Annotated in this window: 22 protein-coding genes and 2 pseudogenes; 17 read left to right on the top strand and 7 right to left on the bottom strand. The window is 37.7% G+C overall.

What is annotated here, in order from left to right:
- Positions 1 to 104: 104 nt before the first annotated feature.
- A complete protein-coding gene (locus A0J48_RS02060; RefSeq protein WP_200319850.1) occupies positions 105 to 1346 on the bottom strand; it encodes an HhoA/HhoB/HtrA family serine endopeptidase in 1242 nt (413 codons plus the stop codon).
- A gap of 183 nt (positions 1347 to 1529) precedes the next feature.
- Between A0J48_RS02060 and A0J48_RS02055 the strand changes: the two genes are divergently transcribed.
- The 7 genes from A0J48_RS02055 (at position 1530) to A0J48_RS02025 (ending at position 7471) form a co-directional block, all read left to right on the top strand.
- Entirely contained in the window at positions 1530 to 2102 is a 573-nt protein-coding gene (locus tag A0J48_RS02055) for a TetR/AcrR family transcriptional regulator (protein ID WP_200319848.1), read from the top strand.
- A 146-nt stretch (positions 2103 to 2248) separates the two neighbouring features.
- Positions 2249 to 2587, top strand: coding sequence for a DUF2834 domain-containing protein (locus tag A0J48_RS02050; RefSeq protein ID WP_200319846.1), 339 nt, complete (start codon positions 2249 to 2251; stop codon positions 2585 to 2587).
- 348 nt (positions 2588 to 2935) lie between these two features.
- Positions 2936 to 3580: a MotA/TolQ/ExbB proton channel family protein gene (locus tag A0J48_RS02045; protein ID WP_200319845.1), complete on the top strand. Its 645-nt coding sequence runs from the start codon at positions 2936 to 2938 to the stop codon at positions 3578 to 3580.
- Between the two features lie 92 nt (positions 3581 to 3672).
- Positions 3673 to 4077, top strand: coding sequence for an ExbD/TolR family protein (locus A0J48_RS02040; protein ID WP_200319843.1), 405 nt, complete (start codon positions 3673 to 3675; stop codon positions 4075 to 4077).
- Positions 4078 to 4188: 111 nt separating this feature from the next.
- Entirely contained in the window at positions 4189 to 4395 is a 207-nt protein-coding gene (locus tag A0J48_RS02035) for a glycogen debranching protein (RefSeq protein ID WP_200319841.1), read from the top strand.
- Between the two features lie 112 nt (positions 4396 to 4507).
- Positions 4508 to 5098: a methylmalonic aciduria and homocystinuria type D protein gene (locus tag A0J48_RS02030; protein WP_200319840.1), complete on the top strand. Its 591-nt coding sequence runs from the start codon at positions 4508 to 4510 to the stop codon at positions 5096 to 5098.
- Positions 5099 to 5545: 447 nt separating this feature from the next.
- Positions 5546 to 7471: a GAF domain-containing sensor histidine kinase gene (locus A0J48_RS02025; RefSeq protein ID WP_200319837.1), complete on the top strand. Its 1926-nt coding sequence runs from the start codon at positions 5546 to 5548 to the stop codon at positions 7469 to 7471.
- On the opposite strand, the gene A0J48_RS02020 is transcribed toward A0J48_RS02025, so the two are convergent.
- A complete protein-coding gene (locus tag A0J48_RS02020) occupies positions 7468 to 8532 on the bottom strand; it encodes a potassium channel family protein (RefSeq protein ID WP_325078170.1) in 1065 nt (354 codons plus the stop codon). The two genes, A0J48_RS02025 and A0J48_RS02020, sit on opposite strands and share 4 nt — an antisense overlap.
- Positions 8533 to 8668: 136 nt before the next feature.
- Here A0J48_RS02020 and A0J48_RS02015 point away from each other — a divergent pair, with 136 nt between their 5' ends.
- From A0J48_RS02015 to A0J48_RS02000, 5 genes are all read left to right on the top strand, one after another.
- Complete coding sequence (locus A0J48_RS02015) at positions 8669 to 9952, top strand: aspartate aminotransferase family protein (RefSeq protein ID WP_200319857.1); 1284 nt, start codon at positions 8669 to 8671, stop codon at positions 9950 to 9952.
- A 179-nt stretch (positions 9953 to 10131) separates the two neighbouring features.
- Entirely contained in the window at positions 10132 to 10449 is a 318-nt protein-coding gene (locus A0J48_RS02010; RefSeq protein WP_200319835.1) for a hypothetical protein, read from the top strand.
- Complete coding sequence (locus A0J48_RS27560; RefSeq protein WP_325078169.1) at positions 10446 to 10637, top strand: hypothetical protein; 192 nt, start codon at positions 10446 to 10448, stop codon at positions 10635 to 10637. Before A0J48_RS02010 ends, A0J48_RS27560 begins: the two co-directional genes overlap by 4 nt.
- Entirely contained in the window at positions 10618 to 10803 is a 186-nt protein-coding gene (locus A0J48_RS27555) for a hypothetical protein (protein WP_325078167.1), read from the top strand. The genes A0J48_RS27560 and A0J48_RS27555 overlap by 20 nt, the downstream gene beginning before the upstream one ends.
- A gap of 73 nt (positions 10804 to 10876) precedes the next feature.
- Positions 10877 to 11932 (top strand): YwqG family protein, encoded by a 1056-nt coding sequence (locus A0J48_RS02000; RefSeq protein ID WP_200319834.1) that lies wholly within the window; start codon positions 10877 to 10879, stop codon positions 11930 to 11932.
- Between the two features lie 285 nt (positions 11933 to 12217).
- Here the strand turns inward: A0J48_RS02000 and A0J48_RS01995 are convergent, their stop codons facing one another.
- Positions 12218 to 12916 (bottom strand): hypothetical protein, encoded by a 699-nt coding sequence (locus A0J48_RS01995; RefSeq protein ID WP_200319833.1) that lies wholly within the window; start codon positions 12914 to 12916, stop codon positions 12218 to 12220.
- Between the two features lie 133 nt (positions 12917 to 13049).
- Here A0J48_RS01995 and A0J48_RS01990 point away from each other — a divergent pair.
- Positions 13050 to 13463 (top strand): annotated as a pseudogene (locus A0J48_RS01990) (hypothetical protein); the annotation flags it as partial.
- Positions 13464 to 13477: 14 nt separating this feature from the next.
- Here the strand turns inward: A0J48_RS01990 and A0J48_RS01985 are convergent.
- Entirely contained in the window at positions 13478 to 14695 is a 1218-nt protein-coding gene (locus A0J48_RS01985; protein ID WP_200319832.1) for an RNA-guided endonuclease InsQ/TnpB family protein, read from the bottom strand.
- Positions 14696 to 14826: 131 nt separating this feature from the next.
- Between A0J48_RS01985 and A0J48_RS01980 the strand changes: the two are divergent.
- Positions 14827 to 15381, top strand: a pseudogene (locus A0J48_RS01980) (DUF4351 domain-containing protein); the annotation flags it as partial.
- Between the two features lie 188 nt (positions 15382 to 15569).
- On the opposite strand, the gene A0J48_RS01975 reads toward A0J48_RS01980, so the two are convergent.
- From A0J48_RS01975 to A0J48_RS01965, 3 genes are all read right to left on the bottom strand, one after another.
- Entirely contained in the window at positions 15570 to 16253 is a 684-nt protein-coding gene (locus A0J48_RS01975; protein ID WP_200319831.1) for a Uma2 family endonuclease, read from the bottom strand.
- Between the two features lie 41 nt (positions 16254 to 16294).
- On the bottom strand, positions 16295 to 16954 hold the full coding sequence (tsaB, locus tag A0J48_RS01970; RefSeq protein ID WP_200319830.1) for a tRNA (adenosine(37)-N6)-threonylcarbamoyltransferase complex dimerization subunit type 1 TsaB: 660 nt from the start codon (positions 16952 to 16954) through the stop codon (positions 16295 to 16297).
- Between the two features lie 352 nt (positions 16955 to 17306).
- Positions 17307 to 17555, bottom strand: a complete 249-nt coding sequence (locus tag A0J48_RS01965; protein ID WP_200319829.1) for a Ycf34 family protein — start codon at positions 17553 to 17555, stop codon at positions 17307 to 17309.
- A gap of 86 nt (positions 17556 to 17641) precedes the next feature.
- Here A0J48_RS01965 and A0J48_RS01960 point away from each other — a divergent pair, with 86 nt between their 5' ends.
- The 3 genes from A0J48_RS01960 (at position 17642) to A0J48_RS01950 (ending at position 22867) form a co-directional block, all read left to right on the top strand.
- Positions 17642 to 18913 carry a tRNA nucleotidyltransferase/poly(A) polymerase family protein gene (locus A0J48_RS01960; RefSeq protein WP_200319828.1) on the top strand — a complete coding sequence of 424 codons (1272 nt, stop codon included), beginning with the start codon at positions 17642 to 17644 and terminating at the stop codon, positions 18911 to 18913.
- Positions 18914 to 19364: 451 nt separating this feature from the next.
- On the top strand, positions 19365 to 22415 hold the full coding sequence (locus A0J48_RS01955) for a PAS domain S-box protein (protein ID WP_200319826.1): 3051 nt from the start codon (positions 19365 to 19367) through the stop codon (positions 22413 to 22415).
- 158 nt (positions 22416 to 22573) lie between these two features.
- Complete coding sequence (locus tag A0J48_RS01950; protein WP_200319824.1) at positions 22574 to 22867, top strand: hypothetical protein; 294 nt, start codon at positions 22574 to 22576, stop codon at positions 22865 to 22867.
- Positions 22868 to 22948: the final 81 nt, after the last annotated feature.

Below are 22948 nucleotides of genomic sequence, written 5' to 3'. Positions count from 1 at the left end.
GAGGCAGGGGAGGCAGGGGAGGCAGGGGGAAAATTCATTCTTTCTCCCATACTTCTTCTTTCTCCTGTAACTCCTGAACTCCTGAACTCCTGAACTCCTATTTTCTATCCCTGGTCTTGTGTGGGAAAAGTACCCGTTGTCACAGATAGGCTGATACTCCGTCCATTACGACGTAAGTCTAGACGTAAATCTCCTCCAACAGAAGTTTTTTCCACTGCTTTCTGCACAGCAGCAGCATCTGTAACTGTTTGATTATTAACTTTTTGAATCACATCACCAGCACGTAATCCAGCTTTTGCTGCGGGTGAATTAGCCATAACTTTGACTATTAACACGCCATTATTTTCATCCACAGTTAAACCACTGTTGGGATCTGAGTTGAGACGTTGCTTTAATTCAGGTGTGATACCCACCATTTGAATTCCCAAGTAAGGATGTTGAGCTTTACCTGTACTGATAATTTGATTAGAAATACGTTGGGCTGTGTTGATGGGAATGGAAAATCCTAAGCCCTGCGCTCCTTGAATAATAGCTGTATTCATACCAATCACTTCCCCACGGGCATTCAGCAAAGGCCCGCCAGAGTTACCAGGGTTAATTGCTGCATCAGTTTGAATAAATTCTACTCGTTTATCGGGAACGCCAACTTGATTGCTGGAGCGTCCAGTGGCGCTGATAATGCCTGTAGTTACGGTATTATCTAAACCGAGGGGATTACCAATGGCGATCGCCCATTGTCCTGGTTGTAATTGGTCAGAATTACCCAAAGTTACTGTCGGTAAATTATTAGCTTTAATTTTTACTACCGCAACATCAGTTAATTCATCTTTCCCTACAACTTTACCTTGAAATGTGCGTCCATCCTTAAGGGTGACACTCACTGTATCCGCACCATCAACTACATGAGCATTAGTGAGAATTCGACCATCAGCACTCAGGATAAAACCTGAACCAGTACCCCGTTCTACCCGACTTCTGCCCTCTAATGGTAGTTGTGACCCAAAAAAGCGCCGGAAAAAGGGGTCATTAAATTCTTCCGGTAACTGGCTTTTAACAGTGCGGGATGAGTTAATTCGCACTACCGCAGGCCCTACTTTCTGCACAACTTGAGTAATAAAATTCGGGTCTGTGTTTGCTGGTAAGGGAGGAGCCGCATTTACCTTCTCCACAGCTAGTTTGGAAGCAGTTTCAGATACCTGCTGTTGATTACCAGCTAAATAACCACCTGCTAAAGTCATACCTGATCCCAACAGCACCAAGGATAAAGAAGTTGCTGCTTTTTTCCAAGGTGCATCGTGATGGCTTTTTGGTAAAAGGTTATCTTGGTCTTGTTTTTGGTTTGGCATTTGCTTTCTGGAAGGATATTTAGAGCTATTACTAATGTAGATATTTTTTTTGATATTTTTGTTGCAATTTTGTAATTCTATTGTCAGATTTCTTCGCCTTTTTCAAATACTCGACTTCTTGACAAACTTCTCCACATCCTTTAACTTAAAAATAACGACCGTTCGATATCAATAAGGCGAGTTATGCCGAAAATTGTTGATCACGAACAATACCGCAAAGAATTACTCGGCAAGTGTTTCCATTTATTTGCCGAAAAAGGTTATGGCGCTGTAACCATGCGGCAAATTGCTCAAGGTTTAAATGTTTCCACAGGAACGCTATATCACTACTTCCCCAGTAAACAAGCTTTATTTGAGCAACTGGTGGAAGAGATTAGTCAACAAGATGTAATTACAGCTTTAGCAGAGTTGGGAGGAAAAAAAAATCTATCAGAAATGATGGTAGCGTTGGGTGATTATCTCGTTAAAAATGAAGATTACCTCATTAAATTGACCTATGTATGGGTTGATTTTTGTCAAACTCAAGACTCAAAAACCATGCTGAGTCCTAGCATTGTTTTCCAACGTGCCAACAAAAGATATCAACAAGCAACCTGTGATGTTTTGGGAATTGAAGATAAAGTTTTAGCATCGTTTGTTTTGAGTTTTGTGAATGGGGTAATTCTCGAAAAATTATGGGGTGGTGAAACGATTGATTTCCTTGAACAATGTGAGCTTTTAGGAAAAATGCTGACTGCGTATTTACAAAAAAATTAATATGTAAATGGGGGTTTTATCGGGAAACTCAAATGAGTTGCAATTACAAACAGCAATTAAGTTGTAAAGTTAATTTGCCGGAAAAATAACGAATGTTCGTGATTATTGGTTATCAAAATCGTACAACTACTCGGTGGTAAATATATATGCTCAAATCTATATACCTACTATTAGCTCTTTTGGGTTTAGTGCTTCCTTATTCTCAGTTTATTCCTTTTATATTCGAGCATGGGCTGGATATCAAACTGTTCTTTGCACAGCTTTTTGCTAACAAGATATCGGGCTTTTTTGGGATGGATGTAATTGTTTCTTCCCTTGTATTTTGGATATTTGTATTTACTGAAGGAACAAGACTTAAAATGAAAAATTTGTGGATTTATATCGCTAGTAATTTGCTGGTTGGTGTTTCCTTGGCACTGCCATTATTTTTGTTTATGCGACAAGGGCAGATAGAACAGCAAAATCAGCCCATTAGTCATGAATAGTTGGTGATAAAATTTGTAAGTATTCAGCTATCAGTAATCAATAATCAGCTATTAAGTAAGTCGGCTTGAAAAAACCGAGGTATGTTACAAAAAGTAAACTCTCTGCAAGTCTCTTCCCTCTTGCCTTTTGCCTCTTGCCTTTTGCCTTGCCATAACGATAAATTTTAACGCCTACCTACTTAACAATAATCCTCAAATTATTCTCTGCCCAAAATTTTAGCCATTGACTCAGTAATCCAAACGCGCTTGGAAAATATAAATGGCACTTCCCCTAGCCATGACCTAGTTATGGTGTTCTCTCTGCCCCAATCTGCTAATCTATCTGTGTGGAGACTGAGAACATAGTAAATGGATATTAGCAATCTCTTTAAAGCAGGTGGGGTGGTTATGTTTCCCCTGCTCTTTTTTTCCGTGTTAGCAGTAGCACTAATTATGGAAAGAATCACCTTTTGGGTAAGGTTGAGTGGTCGTCAAAACAACGTAGTCCGAGCAGTGCTAAATTTTTATCGTCAAGGTAATGTGGTTAGTGCTTTAGATCATTTGCAAAAAAATATGGACTTACCCATTGCACGGATTTTTTTAGCTGCTTTAGAGTTAGAAGAACCAACCCCAGAAGAATTTCGCTTGGCCTTAGAAAGTGAAGCACAAGCAGAAATTCCTTTACTCAAAAGATTCCAAAACATTTTTGATACAATTATAGGTCTTGCACCTCTGTTAGGACTTCTCGGTACAGTTTTGGGGTTAATTACTTCCTTCGCTTCCTTGGATATTGGTGATGTCGGTGGGACAAAAACCGCTGGTGTTACATCTGGAATTAGTGAAGCATTAGTATCAACAGCATCAGGATTAGTTGTGGCTATCTTTACACTTTTCTTTGCTAACACCTTTCGAGGACTTTATCTACGCCAAATTGCCTGGATTCAAGAATATGGTGGACAGTTAGAATTACTTTATCGTCGTCAGTATGAGAGAGTAGTTAAGGGGAACAGGTAACTGGAAACTGGGGACTAGGTTGTAGTTGTTTTCCCGTTTACCAATTACCAATTATCAATTATCAATTATCAATTATCAATTATCAATTGCTTATGCGCCTACCCGATGAACCAGATATTCCAGCACAAATCAATATTGTGCCAATGATTGATGTAATTTTTGCGATTTTGACATTTTTCATTATGTCAACTTTGTTTTTAACTCGGTCAGAAGGCTTACCTGTGAATTTACCCAAAGCAGCAACAGCAAAATCACAAGCTTCAGCAGCACCAATCACAGTGACAATTAATCAAGGGGGAAAAATTAGCTTAAACCGTGAACCTATTACCCTCAATGCTTTAGCAAAACAAGTGCGTGAATTGATGGGTAATAAGTCAGAAGTGATGGTAATTATTAATGCTGATCAAAGTGCCACTCATGGACAGGTAGTGGCAGTGATGGATCAAGTACGTCAGGTAGAGGGAGCAAAATTAGCGATCGCTACTCAAAAACCTTAACTGATTAAATGTCATTTGTCAGTTATTTTCTGACAATTGACCACTTTAATAGTATTCTGAAATTATGATATCAATAACTGTTTTACTAAAAAACTTTTGAGGTAATAAGCTATGACGATTTGGGTAAATGAGCAAATCGATCCATCTGGGATGATTCATGCTTGCATTGCCTGTTGTAATGAATCCCAGGCTAAAGAGTGTCATGAATCCTTCCAGAGAAATTTGACAGAAATCCAAAAGGCATCTGGTTGGGTTGCCAAATTAAGAACTGTAGACTCATGGGAGCAAGTTCCTGTCAACGCTTTAAAACTGAATTAAAGAAAATTATTAACAGATAAAGATTTGACAAATTACCAATTACTAAGCTCAACCTGGTGATTAATTTTTGTATAAGTTATCATCATAAAAAACTTGCAAAAACCGAATTAATGTGGTGAACTATTCCAGTGTTTGCAGTTTCACACAAGGCTGTCCCATTAATTTAGTTGGCAAAACGGGACAAGCAGTGCAAATTTCCATTCATACTCCCAGTCAGTATATCTGTGCCAACTGCGAACGGATATTACCAGATTGGAAACAGCAACAGTTTTTGTGGGTAGTGGTTGTTTTACAACAGTCGAGATATCCACTAGTAGAAATTACAGCAGAAACAGAGCAGGAAAAAGAAAAACTGCGAGAAAAGTTTATGCGGTTTGGTTGTGATGTGGCATTTAATTTGCGCGATCGCGGTTATGTGACTGACCTAATTGATCCACGTACTGGTTATCCCCTACTTTCCCATCCTGGCCCAGTTCCCCACGATGATACAGCAGTTGCCAAGGCTTTACTAGATTATCCAGTCATTAAAAATAAATGCACTGTGTTAGTACATCCAGAATGGGGTACCGCTGTTTATCCGAGTATCCTGCTTTCGGAAGCTCCTCCAGATCTGATAGAATCTGTTTGTCAAGCGATCGCTCCTCTGCATGGATGGACACAGACTAGTAATTACAGCAGCATTCAGCAGTCAGTAGGGGTTTAGCTGTTGTAGCAAAACAGAAAGAATTAAGTTGTTTCCTCTGTTTGCGGTGATTCAGACATCTGGCATAAATCTGAACGAAACCCATCTTTACCATAAATTCATTTTTCCGCTTCAACTTAAAAATGTCATAAATTGTGACAGCGATCACCCATCAAAAGGCGTATTAGACATTACACTGTAATCAGTATTTAGCGATAATATTCGTCGGCTCAGGGAAAAAAGAACAAAGGACAGAAAACTTTTAGCCTTTGTCCAAACTAAGTTGCAACTTCAAAACACAAAATCCACAACAGCATTTTATTCAGTGATACAGCAGCTTTCAGCAGTCAGCAGTCAGCAGTAACATCCTTTTGGTACAAGGCTTTGTCATCAAGATTTGTACCTTATTGATTTGTAATATCCTGTATTGCTTCATTTGTTCTTAACTATTGATTAGCATTTCAAGTTATGGTTCTTCTCCCTCCTTCCGTGGAAAAATCTCATCCTACATCTGTTGATCCTGTTTCTCCTTACCAACGCTTAATCAATGTTTTAGGACAACAAGCACTAATTATCAATAGCTATATCTCATTTTGCCAAGTAGTTGTGCAAGCAATTGCTGAGACTTTTGCAGTTGATTATGTAAGAATTTGGGAAGTAGTTTCTGATCGTCATTCTCTACGCCTAGTTACTAATTATGGATTTTCTCCTGAAGGATTAATCAATTATATTAACGTAGATTCTTATCCATCTTTACACGAAATACTCTCTACTGATCAACCGATTTTGTCCAAACAAATTAATCATTCCGGTGATGATTATCCTACACCACCTCCTGCTGGTAGTAGTTGTGGTTTAATTCTACCGATACTAGCTGAATCTCAAATAGCATTAGGAATATTAGAAATATATAGTAAAATTGAGCGTAGCTTTACCCTTGATGAAATTCATTGTTTGCAAGCAGTTTCTCAGTTACTGACTACTGTAGTTGAACGGGAAAGAGTTTCTTATTTAGAGCAAACTCAATCACAGATTTTCCAGGCGGTTGCAGTAGGAGAAAATATATATGCGATATATAATGACCTATGTTTATTATTAGAACAAATATTACCAAAAGCTTATTGTTTTATCTTAACTCGTGATCCTCAAGAAAATCGGTTAAGAGCAGGAGCAGCACCCACTTTACCTACTAAGTTTGCTCAAGGCGTGGATGGGTTAATCATTGCTGAAGGTGCTGCTTCTTGTGGTACAGCAGCTTATCGAGGAGAGTCAGTATTTGTAAATGATATTGCTAATGATCCGTTATGGGCTAATTTGAAAGATCTGGCTTTAAATGAAAACATTCGTGCCTGTTGGTCATCTCCTTTCCTGTCTAAAACAGGAGAAGTTTTAGGAACATTTGCTATTGCTCATTCTGTTGCCTGTGAAGCTACTTTGCAGCATTTAGATATTCTCAAAACAGCGACTCATTTAGCTAGTATAGCTACCGAAAATGCCCGGTATACAACAGCCTTAGAAAAAGAGATTAAAGAGAAGAATCAAGCTTTGGAAGAATTAAAACAAGTCCAAACCCAACTGATCCAAAGTGAAAAACTCTCTAGTTTAGGTGAGCTAGTTGCTCGAGTTGCCCATGAAATCAATAATCCTATTGGTTGTATCACAGGCAACTTAAAACCAGCCCAAGATTATATTCAAGATTTGTTTGATTTAATTAGTCTTTATCAACGGGAATATCCGCAAGCCTCTGGCACAATTCAATCAGCATTAGAAAATTGTGATTTCGAGTTTATTCAAGAGGATTTACCGAAAATATTACAATCAATGGCTGATTCGACTCAACGAATTTACGAAATTAGTCGTTCGATGCGAACTTTTGTCCGTAGTGATAGCGATAAGAAAGTTGCTTTTAATTTGCATTATGGTTTAGATAGCACCTTATTAATTTTAAAGCATCGTCTCCAAAACCAAGATAATCTTCCAGAGATTCAAGTTGTCAAAGAATATGGAAATATTCCGATTTTTAATTGTTTTCCAGGACAACTAAATCAAGTATTTATGAATTTATTAGCTAATGCTATTGATGCCATTGAATCAGCTGGATTTCAAAGACAACATCAAATTACTGTGAAAACAGCTTTAACCAATAATGAAAATGCCATTATGGTAACTATTCAAGACACAGGAATGGGAATGTCTGATGAAGTGAAAAGCCATCTATTTGAATATTTATACACTACAAAAGATGTGGGTAAAGGAACAGGGTTAGGCTTATCTATTGCTCGTGAAATTGTAGAAGAAAAACATAATGGTCAACTCACCTGTACTTCTACATTAGGTGAGGGAACAACCTTTATGATTTTATTACCAATTAATCCGCCAGAATCAAGCTACTAAATATTTTTTGGTCTTCTTACTTGCTTAGAAATCAGGGGACCGAGGACTTGATTTAAATTCCGTAATTGTTCAGCAGTACCCATACAAATTAGGGTATCTCCAGGCATTAAAATGGTGTCTCCAGTTGGGCCACCAATGAGATTACCATCAAGACGACGAATAGCGAGAACTAATGCACCAGTTTGCGATCGCAGTTTTGCTTTGTATAGACTTTGACCTACAAAAGGACACTTAGCCGGGTCAACTAAAAATTCCTCCATATATAATTGACGGTCTGAACCAGAGAGAATCCCATCTACAAAGTCTAAAACCTGTGGTCTGAGTGCCGCTGCTGCCATCCGCTTACCACCAGTAATATAGGGAGAAATCACCGCATCTGCCCCACCACGTTGTAATTTTTGTAAAGCTTCCTCCGTACTTGCCCGTGCGATCGCCCGAATATTGGGATTAAGAGTTTTTGCTGATAACACTGTATATAAATTTTCCGCATCTGAAGGCAAAGCTGCCACAATACAAATAGCTCGTTCTATCCCAACTTTTAAGAGCGTATCATCTAACGTTGCATCCCCTTGAAAGACAGTGTAACCTTCATTTTGCGCTCTCTGTACAGATTCAATCTCGGAATCAATCACCACAAAATACACACTCTCTGCCCGAAACTCCCTGGCAATTTGTCTTCCCGTCCGACTAAATCCACAGATGATGTAATGTCCTGATAGAGATTCCATTAAACGCCTTTGTTGTCTAAGTCTAATTCCTTCTTGAAAGTAGCCTTCAATAATAGCTTCTGTAAATCTATTCACAATGTAACCGATATTGATTACACCCATTAAAATTAAGGCAATAGTAAATAACCGCCCACGACTACCCAAAGGGTTAGTTTCTCCATAACCCACAGTTGCTAAAGTAATAACAGTCATGTAAGCCGCATCTTCCCATGACCAGCCCTCCACCAACCAGTACCATAAAGTACCAATTACAAACACAAAGACCAAGGCCAAAGCCCCAAACATTAACTCTTTTTGAATCCGTTGATATTTTTTTTCTAGGGTAGAATACACAGGCGATTAAAAATAAAAAATTCAAAACTCAAAAACTTCTACTTCTTCCCAGTTATTTCCTCAATAATAATAAATTTTGAAATATTTCCGAGAAACTAGTAGAGTAGACGATAAAGGATTTTCAGGAGGTGCGGTAGTGAGTTTCCAAAGTCTAGTTGAAAAAGCCACAATCCCCCAAGAGTCAGGTCTTATGCCATCCACACCCTTTGATGCAAATAGTTTCAACCAAGTAGTAATGTCTACTTATGGACGGTTTCCCTTGGCTTTAGAACGAGGTGCTGGCTGTCGCGTTTGGGATACCCAAGGCAAGGAATATCTGGATTTTGTGGCTGGAATAGCCACTTGTACTTTGGGACACGCCCACCCAGCGATGATCGAGGCAGTAACGCGCCAAATTCAAAAACTGCATCACGTTTCTAATTTGTACTATATTCCCGAACAAGGTGAATTAGCCAAATGGATTGTTGATCATTCCTGTGCAGACCGGGTGTTTTTCTGCAATTCTGGTGCTGAAGCCAACGAAGCAGCAATTAAACTAGCGCGAAAATATGCTCATACAGTCCTAGATATTGCTAACCCCATTATTTTAACTGCCAATGCCAGTTTTCACGGACGGACTTTAGCAACTGTCACTGCTACCGGACAACCTAAGTATCAAAAGAATTTTGATCCTTTAGTACCGGGCTTTTACTATGTAGATTACAACGATATTGCCGCAGTGGAAGCAGCTGTGACTGAGTTAGATGAAGGTAATTATCGCGTAGCCGCAATTTTAATTGAACCATTGCAGGGAGAAGGTGGAGTTCGTCCCGGAGATGTTACTTACTTCCAAAAACTGCGGAAACTCTGCGATGAAATTGGCATTTTATTGATTTTCGATGAAGTGCAAGTGGGGATGGGACGCAGCGGGAAATTATGGGGTTATGAACATCTGGGAGTAGAACCAGATATTTTCACTAGCGCCAAGGGACTAGGTGGTGGTATTCCCATCGGTGCAATGATGAGTAAGAAATTCTGCGATATTTTCCAACCAGGGGAACACGCGAGTACCTTTGGTGGAAATCCCTTTGCTTGTGGTGTGGCCTTGAGTGTGTGCCAAACCTTGGAAAAAGAGAATATTTTGGAGAATGTCAGAGAACAAGGGGCAAGACTAAGAGAAGGATTAAGAGCGATCGCTTACAAATATCCTGAGCATATCTCAGAAGTGCGCGGTTGGGGTTTAATTAACGGCATGGAAATCAATCCAGAATCTTCCTTAACTGCACCTGATATTGTCAAAGCTGCGATGGATGAAGGTTTATTATTAGTACCTGCTGGTCCGAAAGTCGTCCGGTTTGTACCTCCTTTAATTGTCACTCAGCAGGAAATTGTTCAAGCATTAAAAGCTGTGGAAAAAGTTTTAGAGAAAATCACAGCATAATTCGTAATTCGTAATTCGTAATTCGTAATTCGTAATTCGTAATTCGTAATTTAAGAATTATCAATTACGAATTTTTTTATCTTGATAGATTTAAACATATCCATTTGTCATAAATTAATCAAAAAAGGCGATAAAATATAATATATTATAATATATTTGTTAGTCATACATAACGAATTATGCCAGAAACAAAATCTACTCATACAGTCCGCAGAGGCAGAATCTTCCCCGAAATTCAATGGACTCCAGAACAAAAAGCGCAATGGCAGACTGAACGGGAAGCATTATCTCAAGAATGCAAAATAATTTTTGAGCAGTTACAACCAGAACTAATTCAAACTCACTATAACTGGTACATAGCAATTGAGCCAAATAGCCGTGAATATTTTATTAATGAAGATCCCTTATTAGCCGCACAACAAGCACATCAAAAATACCCAAATGTCAAACTGCACGTTTTCCGAATTAACGAAACTGGAGTGTGTGGCAAAATATGATATCTGGTAAATTTGGTAATGAGGATGAATTATTGTTTGAGATAGATTTGATAGCTGCTGATGGATTAGAACTATCAGTAGAAGCTCTTTTAGATACAGGTTTTTCTTGGTGGTTAGCAATTAACAACCAGGACAGCACTTGGTTGGATATATTTAGAACAACAAACAATGCTCACAGCCCAGGGTGATGCAGAATTTGACCTCTATTTAGGAAAAGTGCAAATTGATGGACAATATTTTGATATTCCTGTCCATGTAGGACAAGGATTGCCTGAAATTTTACTTGGTCGTCAGTGGTTAAAAAATAGACGTTTGGTAGTAGATATATCGTTGGGTTTATTAACGCTGGGATAATACTTACTACCAATAAAAAAAGACTTTCCCAATACACTAATATTATTGATTATCACATCTAAGGTTAATTAACATGAAATGCAATAAAATATTGAGATTAAGTTCCCTCAGAACTTCCATTCATTTAGACGGCTGTACTGTTACCCATTATCAACAACTGCATCAATTCCCTTCTGAAGCAGAAGCCGAAGCTTTTTTTAATCAAAGTATTCAGGAATTACTCACACATGGTTGGTATGATATCGAGTCTATCCCAGTAGAAGAAAATAACAAAGATTTTACTCCAGATGAATTATATGAAATGTTCTTAGAATTAAAAGATCAGGTAGATGAATTTGCCAATACAATTACCAAACCTTTTATAGAAATCACTCCCTATTCAACAACAGAAACTACCCTATGGCAAAGTAAATTTGGTGGTTTACCTTACTTTCCTAAACATCTTGATTATCCCACAGCCCCAGATGGTACTCCCCTTCATCTTTTAGCACAAATCAATTTTTCAGAAACTCCTAAATTAGAAGATTTACCAGAAAAAGGAATACTTCAATTTTATATTGAAGCCGCAGGTCAGACAGCCTATGGAATTGAAGAATATCCCCAATTAGCACAAACAACTTTTCGAGTTCTTTACTTTCCTGAACCAGATTTAAATAGTGATAATCTCCTAGATAACTTTGATTTTTTACCTCCAGGAATAGGTTTACCGTTAGAAGACTGTTTAGCTTTGAATTTCGCTATTAAATCCACTCCTATGAGTGCATCAGATTATCGGTTTAGAACTTTAGTTAAAAGCTATTTTTCTATCTTTCAACAAAGTAATCTAACTAAAGCACAGGAAAATTCTTTAGAAGAACTCCTAGATGATTTGATCAATGAGTATGAAGAAAAATATGAGGAATCATTAGGAGGACATCGTTTAGGAGGATATCCCGCATTTGTGCAAAATGATGATCGAGAAAATGTAGAGGGAGAGGAAGGTTACGATTTTCTGTTATTGCAAATGGACTCTGATGATGAGCATTCCATCATGTGGGGAGATGAGGGAGTTGGTAACTTTTTTATTCAGCCTTCTGCACTTAAACAGTTGGATTTTTCTCAGGTTTTGTACACCTATGCGTGTTGTTGAAATAATGTTCTACTAGTTTAGTGGAATGCGTCAGATTTCAAAAATCTTTTAACAATTAGATCAACTTAATTAAATGTAAGACCAATACTTGTAGGTTAAGCTAAAAACATTAAATTAGGTAGGTTGGGTTGACGCTAGGAAACCCAACATTTACGGACTTTTGTTGGGTTGCGCTGTCGCTTAACCCAACCTACAAAAACTCTTAACCGAACAGTATTGAATGTAAGACCTCTTTCCAAACTTCTCCTTTACTAAGGGAGAAGCTTTGACTTACCATATTACAGACTACACAGTATTCTGTTGTTGCTTCCATTCCTCAAACGTAGATTGCTTAATCTCACTTGAGGAATAAGGATGTAGTTGATGGTCACGAAATTTTATCCAAAGATAAAAGTCTTTCATCATGTTAAAGTGGTCATCAATTATTTTTTCTAAAGGTATTGATTCATTTTTTTTCATATACTCTTTTGAAGTTTTACTCCAATCAAAATCTTGAATTTGTTTGGTGCTAAATTCAAAAGAATAACTCATGTCCATGAGAGGAGGCTTTGATTCTGAATTAGAAAGGTTTACCCGTTTCATTCTAAAGTGTAGAGTCGGAACAGGTACAGCTTTATGTTGAACGTATCTCCGTAAATCTTTCACAAATGAGTTCTCAAAGCTGTCTTTGAGAGATTCACTTAGTTTATTTTCATACTCAACTGCAAAGTTTCTAATTTCCTCTGCTTTACTTTCTTTCAGCTTTTTTTGAATAGCACGCGTGTGATCTACTAAAGAAAGCCATGAGGCTGCATAGTTATGAATTAAGCGCCCAAGTTCTCTTCCACCATAGATGTGTAATTCCATATACTTTTGGTCGTTAGATATAAATTCATCACTTGTCGTGAGTTTTATATAGCTTTGAATAGTTTTTTTAAAGTCCCGATAGTTTTCCTCAAGAATATAAAAACTGTAAAAGCTAATAGCACCAAAATTTTCTACCATCTCATATCCTCAAAAGTTAGCAACCTGTAATTTGTGCGATATTATCATGTATTTACCTAAAAATCCCTGTAAACAGACTTTATTAACCCATCACTAACAATATAAAATAACCTTACTATCTACCAAATAACAAATGACCGAAGAACGAGAAAGAGCCGACCAAGACAGCCCGTGGAAAGAAATATTAGAAGCATACTTTCCCCAAGCGATGCAATTTTTCTTCCCGCGAACAGCCGCATTAATTAACTGGGAACGTCCCCACGAATTTCTAGATAAAGAATTTCAACAAATAGCCCGCGACGCTGAACAAGGAAGAAGATACGCAGATAAATTAGTCAAAGTTTGGCAACACCAAGGACAAGAAATTTGGCTGTTGATACATATAGAAATTCAAGCCAAATCAGAAGAACTCTTTCCTGAAAGGATGTTTTCATACACCCTGCGGATTTTTGACCGTTTCGGCAAACCTGCCATTAGTCTCGCTATTTTATGCGACGCAGACCCCAAATGGCGACCAAACCAATACAGTTATAATTATCCTGATAGTTACTAAAAATATAGTCAAATATTTCTAGCTTGGTAAGGTCTACACCTGACAGGGCTAACTACAAGCCTCTCTACTGAGTTTCTATCAAAGATAGACTCCCCAACTACTTTTCTTAATATATTCAGAGAACCGTTTAAATCTGCTGAATAAGGTTTACCTGACAGGGACTTAAATAAACCTCTTTTAACTCTTTTACCTAAATATTGCTCATGCTTTTTAATTGGTTCAAAATCCAAAAAACTACATTTTGATGTGTAGCTTTCCTCTGTAATTTGTACCTTAATTCCTACAAGTTTAGCTTTGTATTCTAACTGTTGGATGAATCGAGCATGAGGAATATTGGTAAAGTTTTGGTTATTTTTACTTCCTAAGTCAATATTCTGTTTGCAATTCTCATTTTTACCTATAATCAAATGTGTGATATTTTGGCTAACTAGTTGATTAATAAGAAATCTACTAGCTGTGTGGAGGTAGTAATCCACTTTATTATTACGTTTGAGTGTTAATGCTTCTATTTTTCGAGAAGAATTTTGATTTTTAGGTAATTGAGATTGGAGACTAGCTTTAACTTTGTTGTAGAACTGGTTACAAGATTTAATTGCCTTGCCGCAAACAATAAAAGGTTTAAAATCTAAACAATTACTACTAACAGTAGCTAAGTTATTTAAACCTATATCAATCGCTGCGATTCTATTATTAACTTCTATGGTGGCTTCTTTTCTTTCATAAACTGCCTCAATAATGTAGACATTATTTTTAGGAATAATCCTCACTTCTTCAATTTGAGCAAGTTTAGTTTTAATTAAAATTGACAATCCAGAAGGTGAGATTAAACCTTGTTTTAAGGCTTTTTTAGAAACCGCCTGATTATTAAAAGTTAGGACATTTCTACCTTTTTGTTTATGTTTATATTTAGGTAATTTTGGTTCACCTAAAAACTTATCTGGATTTAACTGATATTCTTTCTTTGCCTCCTGGTAAGATTTAAAGCATTTATCAACTTGTTTAAATACCAGTTGAGCGACTTTGCTCGGTAAAGCCTTGTAATCATCAGTATTCTTGAGTGAATGATATATTTGATTGAATGTTGGTATTGGTTGACCGCTAAAAAAAGCCTGACGACATAGATAAACAGCACAGTTAAACAGATTTTTTGATAAAAAAGACATTTTATCAATTTCTCTAAACCTGATGTGATTCTGTTTAATTATATGTCGCTCAACTAATAGCATTGTGACTCCTTGTGCTTAACAATACACTCTGTGTTTCTCTTTCTTTTTAGTCCATATTTTTAACCCTCAAATATAACACAAATGATTATGTTTGACTATATCTGACTAGATTTTTGTTATTTAAACTATATACCAGGTTAAACTTTGAATTTGGCACAGTCAAATTGCTAGATTACCAAAACCGTTGGGCAGAATTAGAAGCCAGTGATAATCCTTTTGCAACGGTGGTAATGGCACATTTAAAGACACAACAAACCAGTAAAAAACCACAAGAACGTAAAACATGGAAATTTAGCTTAATTCGTCGATTGTATGAACAAGGATTGCAAGAAAAGGATATTCGTAACCTTTACCGCTTTATAGACTGGGTTATGATTTTACCAAAGGCATTAGAAGCGGAATTTTGGCAAGATTTTAAACAATTTGAACAGGAGCGTACTATGGCTTATATTACCACCGGTGAGCGCATTGGTTACGAACGAGGAATAACAGAAGGTAAACAGGAAGGTGAGCAAAATCTTGTGGTACGACTATTACAAAAACGGTTTGGAGAGTTACCAAAAGAAACTAAAGCGAAAATTAAAACCCTTTCTCTAAATCAGTTAGAAGAACTGGGTGAAGCATTGCTAGATTTTACAGCTATTGAGGATTTATTGAACTGGTTGGAAACTCATTCACCAGAATAGAAAGTTTACCTTTCATCAATTACTACAGCAAGGTAAAATTTAACAATGGACAATTGACAATTACTTCTTCCCAAAAGTGAGAGGATTAGGAAATAGAAAATTTTTTCTTTTTTTCTTCTTGAAAAGAGAGGTTTTCAACCTTGAATAAAACAATTGTCAATTGTAAATTATCAATTATCAATTGATAACTATCCTAACTTTTCCACAAAACTCTGATGTTCTGCACTTGCTAAACCTTGCTGTAAAATTTCTAATACTTTAGCTAAATTACCTGTCAACAAAGCAGATTTATCCAACCATAAACCAGGAAAAACCTGAGAACAAAAAACACCCTCAGCATTAGCTTCTAACTGGCGATATTCTCCATCTTTTAAAATAAACCAATCAAATTCACCGTCATAAACTCGCCAAATTAAATATTCCTGTACTTGATTTCGACGATATACTTTCAGTTTATCATGGGCATCAATAGCCGCACTACTAGCCGCAATTTCTACAATTAATTCTGGCGCACCTTCAACATAATCATCTTCACTTATCCGTGATTGTCCGTTGTTTTCAATTCTCAAAAGTGCGTCTGGTTGAGGTTCGTTATCTGCATCTAGACGGACAGTGGTATTATCCGCTAGTTCTACCCCTGGTGTAGCTGACTCATAAGTTGCTAACCAACCCATTATATAAGCATGGGGTTTTCCATGACTTCTAATTCTGACAGGTGATGCCATATAAACAATTCCTTCAATTAAATCCGCTTTTTTCACATCTGGCATTGTATGATAACGACGTTCAAACTCAAAACGGGTAAGTCTATCGCCGTTTTCTAGAGGTGGAATTAATTGCACAGGTTTGATAGTATCTTGAGTCAGCGTCATAATTTTTAACCCACGAATTCAACCATTAATTAATTCTATTATTAAAGATCAACAGGATGTTGACCATAATAGGGTAAAGCGTCTGACCAATGAGGACGTTTACCTTGTTGCCAGTCTAAATAAGCTAATTCTAAAATACTCGTTACAGTTGCCGCTAAACCAGATGTGGCTTTAATAAGTTGATATTCAGTTTGCCAATTTGCTAAAATTTCTTGCCATTTCTCTGGTGTAAATACAGTATCTGATAATAAGGCAGTAATACTAGATTTATCTAAATCTATTTGATAAATTGCCCCAAAAACTTGACCTCTTTGGGCTTGCATTTCTACAGCAATAATTGGTTGTGTTTGTTGAATTTGGTTTTTGTGATGCCAAGCAAATGCTGCTAAAGTAGAAACGGCAAACACAGGAATTTCTAACTGTTGTCCTAAAGTGCGGCCAGTAACCAAACCAATACGAGTTCCAGTAAAACCTCCTGGTCCTTTAGCAACAGCGATAAATGCTAAATCTTGCCAAGTTTGGGGTTGAATTAAATCAATTAAATATTGATGGAGATAACTAGATACATCACGTCCCAAATTCCAAACATTGCTGCGGATATCATCTGCAAAGTTGCTAATTACTAAACCTAATTCGGGTGTGGTGGTGTGCAATGCTAAAGCGTATTTTTTGCCAGGTAGAGTTTCTAGATTATTGTTCAAGGTAGTTTATTGATTATAAATAAGTCATGCAAATTATCATAACGTAAGTTGCTAATTAAGGAAACTGTCAGAATCAGGATGTCCAGGATTAAAGGATTAACAGGATGCAACTAGATATTTTATTACTAATAAGCCATGACCATTAACAATACATTCTACAAATATCAGGAAACTGTCAGAATCAGGATGTCCAGGATTAAAGGATTAACAGGATGAAACTAGATATTTTATTACTAATAAGCCATGAAAATTAACAATAAATTACACAAATATAATGTAGAGACATTTTAGGAAACATCTCTACAAATTGAAACCAAACAAAATATCAAATCTCAAATCTCAAATCTCAAATTTAGGTTGGTACTAATTCACCGGGACGCAATTTAGCCCATTTACCCATTTCTTGTTTAAAGCTGAGACAACCAACTACATCCCATTCCATTTCAATTATTTCGCCTTTTGTGCGAATATTGACATTAATGGAAGGTTCGTTGGGATCAAAATCTGGGGTTTCGGTCAAGTGGGGTTGTTGATGCTGAGTTTCTACAGCATTGTAGGTTACACAACGGTCTACATAGTGGCAGTTGACGCAAATACACATAATAGAACCAACTCCAGGAACCTTTATAGTTAATGTAGCTTACGGAAAAATGTTAAGCATTAGTTGGTGGATTGATTTTTATTACAATGAATAATTTAATTGTTGATCGTTTAGATGCCAAAAATTGGCCTTTTAGTTTGGAATGGTTGCCACAACCAGCTTATATGGTGGGTGGTGCGGTACGAGATGCGATTTTGGGTAGAAGTCGGGAATATTTAGATTTAGATTTTATTATCCCAGATGATGCGGTAAAAGTGGCACGGGCGATCGCCAAACATTATCAAGCTGGTTTTGTTTTACTTGATGCAGAAAGAAAAATTGCCCGTGTGGTTTTTCCCCATGCTACTGCTGATTTTGCCCAACAGGAAGGAGACAGTTTATTAACTGATTTGCACAGAAGAGATTTTACAATTAATGCGATCGCCTATAATCCCCATACTCAAGAAATTATCGATCCTCTCCAAGGTTGTGCAGACATAGAAACTGGTACATTACGCATGATATCACCCGCTAATTTGCAAGATGACCCTTTGCGATTAATGCGGGCTTATCGTCAAGCGGCTCAACTGAGCTTTACCATAGAACCATTAACCCAAACTACTATTCGCACCTTAGCAGCAGAGATTAGTAAAGTTGCATCCGAACGAGTACGGGTAGAAATTGGTTATCTCTTAGCTAGTTCTCAGGGTACGCCTTGGCTAACTAATGCTTGGCAAGACGGTTTATTAACTTATTTATTCCCCCATGCTAACCGTGATAGTTTACTAAAATTAGCCGCAGTTGATCAAGCTGCCAGTTTAATTAACAAAAATTACCCACAATTAGGAGAAGAACTACAGCAATATGTCCGTGATACCGTCAAAACCACTTGGCTAGGTATTGCTAAACTAGCTTGTCTTGTTGATCAAAATCTAGAAATTGCAGAAATTCAACTCCAGGAAAATACTTACAGCCGTGTAGAAATTCGTGGTGTTGTTACCGCCCTGCGACTGTTCCCGCAGTTCAAAAGAACTAATCTTTCTCTACGAGAACAGTATTTTTTATTTCAGGACGTAGGAGTTGCATTTACTACTACAATTACCTTTGCTTTGGCAGATGATATGATCATAGAGGCGATGTCTGGCGATAATCCGCTAGGGGTTTATACACCCTTAATCAACCGTTACCTGAACCCTGATGATCTGGTAGCTCACCCCTCACCGTTAGTGAGTGGTAAAGAGGTGATTATAGCACTAAATATTCCGGCTTCACCACTAGTAGGAAAAATTTTAAGTGAAATCGCTATCGCCCAAGCAGAGGGAAAAGTTTCCACACCAGAAGCAGCGATAGAATTTGCCAAGCAGTTTGTGGGCGGTTAGTTGGGGAATCTTGAATTGGCTTGAGTTTAGTTTGGTAACAAAGAGTTTCAAATTAAAATCAAAAGAAATTTCCATTCACTATGATAGTGATATGACAGACGGCCAAAAGTCTATCATCTGGATACAAATATATAGGTAATGGATCAATACTTGTCGGTTAAGCTAAAAACATTAAATCAGGTAGGTTGGGTTAACGTTAGGAAAACCAACACTTACAGACTTTTGTTGGGTTGCGCTTTCTTTGGACCCAACCTACAAAAACTCTTCACCGAACAGTATTGGGTAATTGGTAATTGGTAATTGGGAATAGCAAAGACAAACTATACCAAACTTATGAACAGTAATTAGCCAGATTTGAGATTAGTATTAAAGTAAGATTGAGCATGGCTAATTGATAGATAAAATGATGAGAATTCGGAAAAAATACACTTCAAACCTTGAAAATTAGACAATGCAAGGCAAGAATAATTACCAGGAGCAAATTGCAGCCGAATTATCAGTAATGCACCAACAGGACCAGGAAATTAATTGTACTGAAGAAGGTATGATTTTCCAGCTTGCTGATACCACTATCCAGGCGTGTAATGTTTCTGCCCAAAGAATACTTGGATATACAACTGAGCAAATACTGGGAAAAAATCCCTTTCAATCTCCCTGGCAAATTGTGCATGAGGATGGATCAATTTTTACGCCAGAAACTGTTCCATCTATAGTTAGTTTACAAACGGGTAAGCCATGCAAAAACATGATTATGGGAGTTTGTCAACCGACTGGTGAGCTAGTTTGGTTATTGGTAAATTCCCAGCCTTTATTTCAAGCGAACAACTCTATTCCTTATGCAGTTGTCACCACATTTACTGACATTACAGCAGTTAAACGCCAACAATCTAGGAGTGGTGCTTGTATTACAAACAATAAACAAATAATCACAAACGGGAAACTCAATCAAGCTACACCAATTTCATCACATACTGATAAGCAAAAGCTAGAGCAGCCAGTTGTAAAACCTACATCTGAAAATCGCACCAAAGCTTTCTTATCCATGCAAAACCATATTTTGGAATTGATTGCTACGGGTAATTCTCTGTCTGTGATTCTCAAAAAGTTAGCTCAGTCAATAGAGGAGCAGTTAACTGGGGTTTTCTGTTCCATCATGTTACTCGATGATTCGGGAACAAAACTTTATCCCGGCGTAAGTTCTAGCTTGCCGGAACAATATATTCAAGCATTAAAGAATGGTGTTCCCGTAGGTGCAGATGTCGGCAGTTGTGGTACGTCTGCCTATATCAAACAGACAGTAATTGTCTCAGACATCGCCAGCGATCGCAAATGGGTAAATTACCGTGATTTGGCATTGACTAACAACCTGAAAGCTTGTTGGTCTACGCCTATTTTTGATAGTCAAGGCCATGTTTTAGGAACGTTTGCACTGTACTATCCGACAATTCGTATTCCTCAAGCATCAGAACGGCAACTAATTGAAAGAGCATCTCATCTAGCAGGTGTAGCAATTGAACGTCAAAGATGGCAACTGGCTTTACAACAAAGTGAATATCAATTGCGATTGATGACGGAAACTATTCCCCAACAGGTATGGACAGCACAACCGGATGGTCATGTTGATTATTATAATCAGCGATGGTGTGACTTCACAGGCAAGACGCAAGAACAACTTAAAACTGATGGGTGGGAGCAAATTATTCACCCAGAAGACTTACCAAAGGTAGAAGAACTGTGGGATAAAACGGTGCAAAGCGGGAGTGACTATGAAGTAGAAACTCGGATGCGCTCTGGAAGTGGAGAGTACCGTTGGATTTTGGGACAAGCACGTCCTTTGCGAGATCAACAGGGACAAATTGTTAAATGGTACGGCACTAATACGGACATTACAGACCATATCCAAGCCAGGGAAGCTTTACGAGAAAGCGAGTTAAACTTCCGCACTTTGGCAAATACTATGCCGCAGATATTCTGGACTGCCAAACCAGATGGTTGGGTAGACTACTACAACCAACGCTGGTTCGAGTACGCGGGTATGAATTTGGAGGAAACTCAAGGTTGGGGCTGGCAAGCTATAATACATCCCGACGATGTGCAGTTGTGTGTGGATATTTGGAGTGAGTCGGTTCGCACAGGTAAAGATTATCAAATTGAGTACCGTTTTCGTCGTGCTAGTGATGGACAATATCGCTGGCATCTCGGTCGAGCTTTTCCTCTACGTAATGACAAGGAACAGATTATTAAATGGTTTGGTTCTTGTACTGATATTGATGACAACAAACGGGCAGAGGAAGCATTACGGAATGTTCTACAAGAAAAGCAAGCAGCTTGTGAAGCTGCTGAAAAAGCAAATCGCATCAAAGATGAGTTTTTGGCTGTTCTCTCCCACGAACTTCGTACCCCACTTAATCCTATTCTGGGGTGGTCTCAACTGCTGAAAACTGGCAAACTGGACAAAGTTAAAACTGATGAAGCCCTAAAAAGTATTGAGCGTAATGCAAAATTGCAGGTTGACCTAATTGACGATTTGCTGGATGTGTCCAGGATTTTGCGAGGAAAGCTAACTCTGAATATAACTACAGTTCATTTGGCAGATGTAATTCTCTCAGCATTGGAAACGGTGAATTTGACTGCTGCTGCTAAAAATGTTGTGATTAAAAGCCAACTAGAAAAGAATGTAGGAAAAATTAGAGGTGATGCGGTTCGCTTGCAACAAATTGTTTGGAATCTTTTATCTAATGCGATTAAGTTTACACCTGAAGGTGGACGGGTAGAAGTAAAGCTAGAGCAATTTGGTTCAATGGCTCATATTACAGTTAGTGATGAAGGTAAAGGTATTAGCCGCGATTTTCTACCTCATATATTTGAACACTTCCGACAAGAGGATGGTTCAACTACCAGAAAATTTGGCGGTCTGGGGTTGGGACTAGCAATAGTTCGCCATTTGGTAGAGTTACATGGTGGCACTGTGGAAGCAGATAGTCCAGGAGAAGGACAGGGGGCAACTTTGACTGTGAAACTACCATTAATATCTTCTTGGCCAGAAATAGTCACCGAGCATCAGTGTGAAGATGAATCTATCAATTTAAATGGGATTAAAGTTTTAGTTGTGGATGATGATGCTGATTTACTAGATTTTGTGAAATTTGTGTTGGAATTGTATGGTGCAACCGTCACCACAGCTACATCAGCATTGGCAGCATTGCAAATGTGGGTAAGGTCAAAATTTGATGTTTTGGTGATTGATATTGGAATGCCAGATATGGATGGTTATGAATTATTAAGAAAAATTAGGGTTTGGTCGTCAAACACAGGTGCAGAAATTCCAGGAGTAATTAAGAAGGATGCAAGTATGCCGAAAGCCATTGCGCTGACAGCATTTGCTGGAGAGTCTGCACAACAACAGGCGATCGCCGCAGGATTTCAAATGCATATATCCAAACCTGTAGAACCAGATGCTTTAGCGGCGGCTGTTGCACAATTAGTCCAAAGAAATTTCTAATCCAGCAAGGCTTTACTTTCTACGCAGTCTAGTTACTAATTTTTTGGTGCTGGATAGAACATAAAAATCTATCTTTAGATTCCGTATATTTACAATTGTATTATTCTTTTATAACAGCATACTATGTAGCCCAATAACTTTTCATTATCTCAGGTATTATGAAATCAATTCTACAAACCTACGTAGATCAAGAAATATGGTTATTAATGAGAGATAAATGGTATTTTGGCACAATTATCAAAGTTACAGATGAATTGTTGTGGTTTAAACACAGAACTCACAACAAAGAGACAGAGGAAGATACTTTGTGGGAAAGAGTTGTCAAAATCAGTGAAGTAGTTGCTATTGATAAGGTTTTATCTGTGATTAGTCGTAAACCTGATGTGTTTATATCCAAATTATTGGAAGTTGATAAGCACACCAATAATCATCAGCAAGAACATGAAAAATAATTACAGTAGCTATCAGCAGTCAGCAGTCAGCATTCAGCAATAAAAACCTCTTAATGCAAGGCTGTGCAATTAAAGTTTGTA

Source organism: Sphaerospermopsis aphanizomenoides BCCUSP55 (assembly GCF_001586785.1).
Lineage (GTDB): Bacteria > Cyanobacteriota > Cyanobacteriia > Cyanobacteriales > Nostocaceae > Sphaerospermopsis_A > Sphaerospermopsis_A aphanizomenoides_A.
The sequence above is the reverse complement of the archived record's forward strand: the minus strand, read 5'-3'. Positions and strand labels throughout refer to the sequence as shown.